The organism is Streptomyces silaceus (assembly GCF_001419745.1).
GTDB classification, from domain to species: domain Bacteria; phylum Actinomycetota; class Actinomycetes; order Streptomycetales; family Streptomycetaceae; genus Streptomyces; species Streptomyces silaceus.
Window position 1 is genome coordinate 1 of sequence record NZ_LIRJ01000345.1, and the last position, 5,290, is coordinate 5,290.

A 5,290-nucleotide genomic window follows, 5' to 3' on the forward strand; every position below is an offset into this window, starting at 1 on the left:
GGCGTGTCCACCGGGGGCGGGAACACCGCGAAGGACTGGGCGACGGCCGCCGCGTCCTGGGGGTGGAACTCCGCGTCACCCAGGAGATACGGGGCGAAGGCGTCGGCCCCGACGACACGGATGGCCGCCAGGGCCGCCTTCGGGTCGTCCGCCCGCTCGGCGTGTGCGGCGATCATGGCGATGCCCCCGATGCCGCGAAGGGCATCGAGGGCACGAAGAGCCAGGTCAGCCGCCGACGCGGCGTACGCGGCCTGCGACCGATCAGGACTCACTTGTCCTTCGGCTCCTTCGGCTCCTTCGGCGAGATGAGCGCCAGGAGCAGCAGGAATCCCGCCGCTTCCGGTGCGTACACAGGCGCGTCGCTCAGGACCGCCTCTGGTTCCACCATGGTCGCGCCGAGCACCGTGGTGTCCGCCGGAGAGACGAGAAGCGGTGTGTGCTGAGCAAGCATGAGAGCCTCCTCCTCTTGGACGTCGCCACCCTCTTCAGTGACGCGCATCACGGCCCAGTTTAGGGCGTTTTGCCCCACTTGTCCGTTCGGCTGGGCGGACGGCTCCGCGACCACGAGTGCGAACGCGCCGACCGGCCGAGGAGGGACGGGGGCGCGCGGCCACCGGCCCACGGGGGTGGCACCCAGCCCTTCCACCGGAATCCCGCAAGCTCCAACTCACCTATAAGGCAAGGCTGTTGGTGCGCATCACCGGGGTCGCGACTCGACCTTCATGTCACCGTGGACGAGGGTGCGGGACCGGTCACTGGCGAGCACGTCGTGCGGGAAGCCGAGTTCGATCGCGCTGCTCTCGTCGAGGCGGGCCAGTTGGGAGGCGGTGAAGTCGACCTCCAGAGCGCCCAGATTCTCCTCCAGCTGCGCGGGGGTGCGCGCGCCGATGACCGGTGCCGTGACGCCCGGGTTCCGCAGGGTCCAGGCGAGCGCGACCTGGGCGGGTGTGCGGCCCAGCTCGGCGGCCACCTCCGTCACGACGTCCACGACGGCCAGGTTCCGTTCGGTGAGCGTGCCGCCGGCGAGGGTGACGCTCCTGCGGGTGCCGTCGCCGGGCGTGCCGTTCGCCGCCGCGGCCAGATCGGCGCGTCCGTACTTGCCGGTGAGCACCCCGCCCGCCAGCGGCGACCACGGGATCACGCCCAGCCCCATCTCGCGTGCCATGGGGATCAGATCGCGCTCGCCGGTGCGCTCGATCAGGTTGTACTCGATCTGCAGCGCGACCAGCGGCGACCAGCCGCGCAGATCGGCGACGGCCTGCATGCGCGACACCTGCCAGGCCGGGGAGTTGGAGATCGCGACGTACAACACCTTGCCCTGCCGGACGAGATCGTCCATGCCGCGCAGGATCTCCTCGACCGGGGTCGTGAAGTCCCCCATGTGCAGATAGAAGAGGTCGATGTAGTCCGTGTCCAGCCGCCGGAGACTGGCCTCCACCGACGCGAACATGCTCTTGCGGTGGCTGCCCCCGGAGTTCGGGTCGCCGGGCCTGCGCAGCGTCGCGTACTTGGTCGCGAGGACCAGGCTTTCGCGGTTGTCGCGGGTGAACTCGCCGAGGAGGCGCTCGGAGCTGCCGTCGGTGTAGGTGTTGGCGGTGTCGATGAAGTTGCCGCCGCGCTCGACGTAGAGGTCGAGGAGCTTGCGCGCCTCGTCCTTCTCGGCGCCCCAGCCCCATTCGGTGCCGAAGGTCGCCGCGCCGAGCGCCAGCGGTGAGACCCGCAGGCCCGAGCGGCCGAGCAGCCGGTAGGTGTCGAGGGTGAGAGACATCGTGCCTCCTGTGCTTGCGATCCGTTGCCGCGCACCACTCTGCGACCGTCGCGCACCGGGGATAAGGGAGAGGGCTTCCTGGGAACACGGGTCCCACCCCGGCGGTTGGGCCGGACATGACGACCCTCACCGTGGACACGACACAGGAGCTGGCCGCGTTCCTGCGGACCCGGCGCGAACGCCTGGACCCGCGCGATGTCGGCCTGCCGCCGCGCCGGCAGGCCCGGCGGACCCCGGGACTGCGCCGCGAGGAGGTCGCCGAGCTGGCGGGGATCAGCGTCGACTACGTCGTACGGCTGGAGCAGGGCCGTGGCCTGCGGCCCTCGGCGGACGTGGTGGAGGCGCTGGCCGGGGCACTGCGCCTGGCGCCCGAGGAGCGCGCCTACCTCTTCGGTCTGACCCGGCAGCGCCCCCGCACCACCGACGAGCCCGCCACCTCCGTGACACCGGAGCTGACCCGGCTGGTCGCCGACCTGTCGCCGCTGCCGGCCATGGCGCTGAACCACCGCTACGACATCCTGGCCTGGAACGACGGGATGGCGCGGCTGCTCCTGGACTTCGACACGTTGCCGCCGCGGCAGCGCAACGCGATGTGGCTGTGCCTGATGCATCCGGGGATGCGCGAGGTCTACGTCGACCGCGAACAGGTCGTACGGGAGGGCATCGCCCATCTGCGCGCCGCGTGGGCCGCGCATCCGGAGGACCGGGCACTGACGGACCTCATCGCCGAATTCACCGCGCGCGACGAGGAGTTCGCGCGCCTGTGGTCCGAACGGGACATCAAGGTGAACGGCCGCGGACGCAAGGTGCTGCGCCACCCCGGGGTCGGCACGGTCACGGTGGACTTCGAGGTGCTGGTACCGCTCCAGGACCCGGACCACCGCCTGGTGATCCACCGCCCGGCGGACGACGCGAGCCGCTCGGCACTGGAGCGGCTGTCCGAGCGATGAAGGGGTGAATCCTTTTCGGGGCTGGCCGCCTCTTATCCCCGTACCGGCCGAACGGGCCGGTGGGATCGGGAGGAAGCCCATGATGGTCACCGGCCTCGTAGTGGTCGCGGTTCTGCTCGTCGGTGCGTGCGGGTGGCATCTCACGCGGCGGTTCAAGAGCCGTGGCTGACCCGCGACCGCACACGGAGTGCCCTACAAGGATGAGCAGCCCATGAACCCACGCTTCTCCTGGCCGGACGAGCGGCTGATCAAGGCCGCTCAGGACGGTGACGTCACCTCGCTCACCACCGTCGTCATGAGATCGCAGCCCCATGTCCGCAAGTTCGCCCTGTCCCTGTGCGCCTCACCGCAGGACGCGGAGGACGCCGCCCAGGAGGCGCTGATCATCCTCTATCGGAAGATCGGCACCTTGCGGGCCACGGGCGCGCTCGCCTCCTGGATGTTCCGGATCGTGCGCAACGAATGCCTCCGGTCGGTACGGCTGCTCGTCGCGCGGCGCGACGACGCACCGGCCGAGCCGGAGGCGGGCGCGGAGCCGTCCGCCGAGGAGGCGGTGCTGCGCAGGCTGGAGGTCGAGCGGATCTCGGCCGCGCTCTGTGCCCTGCCCCCTGACCAGCGGCAGGTCCTGATCATGCGGGACGTCCAGGGACTGCCCGGCAAGACCGTGGCCCACTCACTCGGGCTGAGCAGCGCCGCGATGAAGTCCCGGCTCCACCGCGCACGCGCGGCACTGCGTCAGTCACTGACCACGAACGATCACCTCACCGACCCGTCCGGCGGAGGGCACTCATGACACCCATGTCCGTGAAGACCGCACAGCCCGCGAAGGGCACCGACGCGCCGGACGGCGCGCCGCCCCGGGCCGACTTCGCCGGCTCGTCCGTCCCGCGCCACCTCGTGCGCGGCGCCCTCGGCTTCGGGCTGGTCATCGGCTCGATCGGTCTGGTGCCGGTCGTCGGGCCGGTGTCCCTGCTGGCCGCCCCGCTGGCCCTGATCGCCTTCCGCGGCTGTCCCACCTGCTGGCTGGTGGGGCTGGGGCAGACGATGTCCCGTGGCCGTCTGGAGCGTACGTGCGTGGACGGCGTCTGCTCGCTCACCCCGGCGCACCCGGCGGCAGGGCACGCCCCGTCTCACCCGCCGGCCAGCCGTCCCTCGACCACGAGCGCGACGACCGACCCCGGATCCGCCTCCGTGCCCCGGCGGAACGCCTGATCGAAGGCCTCGTCGCCCAGTGTGGTCCTCGCCGTGGTCCAACAGGTCTCGCGTACGTCGCGGAGTTCGGGCATGCCCCGCTGGCTGTGGCCCACCGAGCGCCAGCACGACTCACCGGCGCCGGAGATCAGCGCGGCCACCTCGCCCCGACCCTGCGCGGCGGCCGCCGCGGCCAGCAGGTCCATGCCGAGGGCCATGCCGAAGCTGTCCCCCAGCCGGCGTTTGCCCTCCAGCATCGCGCGGGCGTGCTCGGTCGCCTGCGCGGGGTCGCCCTGGGCCAGCGCGATGAGCGCGAGCTGGTAGTCGGCGTACGCCCGCGTCCAGCACTCGTCGCGGGCGATGCAGCCGACCCGCAGCGTGGCCGCCTTCCGTGCCGCCTCCGCGAAGCGGCCGAGGCCGGTGAGGGCGAACACCTCGGCGAGGTGGCAGCGCAGGGCCGCGGGAGAGTCGAAGGGCGGAGCGGGCGTCTCTTGGAGCGCCTCGTCGAGCACGGTGTGCGCCTCCCGTGCCCGCCCGCACATCAGGTGGGTGATGCTCAGCAAGTAGGCCGCCGCGAGCCGCCCTTCGCGGTTGTCCGAGCGCGCCGCGTCCTTGGCGCAGCGCCGGCCGATGTCGGCGGCCAGGCGGTGCTCGCCCTGGAGCAGGGTCGCCACGCCCAGCGCCCACTGCGCCCGTTCCCGCTCGCGGGTGTGGGTCCGGGAGAGCCGCAGGGTGCGGGTCAAGTAGGCGCGCGCCTCGCGCAGATGGCCGCAGCAGCTCCAGAAGAAGCCGACCAGGCCGGCCAGTTCCACCGCCAGATGGGGCCTGACCCGGATGAGGTGGTCCAGCGCGGCGCACAGGTCGGCGTGGACGGCACCGATGGTGCGGTACCAGGTGACCTGGTCGGGACCGAGCCAGCCGGCGTCGGCGGAGCGGGCCAGCGCCAGGAAGTGCTCGGCGTGCCGGTTCTGGACCGCCTCGCGCTGCCCGAGCTCGCCGAGCCACATCCAGCCGTATTCGCGCACGCTGCCCAGCAGCCGCAGCCCGCCGTCCGGCTGCCGGACGACCACGGATTTGGCGGTCAGCCCCTTCAGCGCGATCACGACGGCATCGGCGGACAGCGGGCCTCCCGAGCACACGCTCCGCGCGGCGGCCTCGTCGAAGGTGTCCCGGAAGACCGACAGGCGCGCCCAGAGCAACCGCTCCAGGGGCTCGCACAGTTCATGGCTCCACCCGATGGCGGCCCGCAGCGAGCGGTGCCGGAGCGGCCAGACGGGAGTCGCCGCCGTCAGCGCCTCCTGCTGCGTACGCAGCAGGGCGCGCAGTTCGCCGAGCGTGTGGTGCATCAGCTGCGCGGCGGCGAGTTCGAGGGCGAGGGGGA

General features: G+C 72.1%; 6 protein-coding genes and 1 pseudogene. 3 read left to right on the top strand and 4 right to left on the bottom strand.

What is annotated here, in order from left to right:
- From AOK22_RS28500 to AOK22_RS28510, 3 genes and pseudogenes are all read right to left on the bottom strand, one after another.
- Window positions 1-272 (bottom strand): annotated as a pseudogene (locus AOK22_RS28500) (hypothetical protein); the annotation flags it as partial.
- Complete coding sequence (locus tag AOK22_RS28505) at window positions 269-451, bottom strand: hypothetical protein (RefSeq protein ID WP_055701598.1); 183 nt, start codon at window positions 449-451, stop codon at window positions 269-271. The gene AOK22_RS28505 and the pseudogene AOK22_RS28500, both read right to left, overlap by 4 nt.
- Before the next feature lie 246 nt (window positions 452-697).
- Entirely contained in the window at window positions 698-1,768 is a 1,071-nt protein-coding gene (locus AOK22_RS28510; RefSeq protein ID WP_055701594.1) for an aldo/keto reductase, read from the bottom strand.
- A gap of 116 nt (window positions 1,769-1,884) precedes the next feature.
- Between AOK22_RS28510 and AOK22_RS28515 the strand changes: the two genes are divergently transcribed.
- The 3 genes from AOK22_RS28515 (at window position 1,885) to AOK22_RS28525 (ending at window position 3,930) form a co-directional block, all read left to right on the top strand.
- A complete protein-coding gene (locus AOK22_RS28515; RefSeq protein WP_055701595.1) occupies window positions 1,885-2,718 on the top strand; it encodes a helix-turn-helix transcriptional regulator in 834 nt (277 codons plus the stop codon).
- Window positions 2,719-2,929: 211 nt separating this feature from the next.
- Entirely contained in the window at window positions 2,930-3,511 is a 582-nt protein-coding gene (locus AOK22_RS28520) for an RNA polymerase sigma factor (protein WP_193433203.1), read from the top strand.
- Entirely contained in the window at window positions 3,508-3,930 is a 423-nt protein-coding gene (locus AOK22_RS28525) for a hypothetical protein (protein WP_425264074.1), read from the top strand. Before AOK22_RS28520 ends, AOK22_RS28525 begins: the two co-directional genes overlap by 4 nt.
- Here AOK22_RS28525 and AOK22_RS28530 read toward each other — a convergent pair.
- A partial coding sequence (locus tag AOK22_RS28530) for an ATP-binding protein (RefSeq protein ID WP_055701597.1) occupies window positions 3,849-5,290 on the bottom strand: 1,442 nt, incomplete at its 5' end. The genes AOK22_RS28525 and AOK22_RS28530 overlap by 82 nt on opposite strands.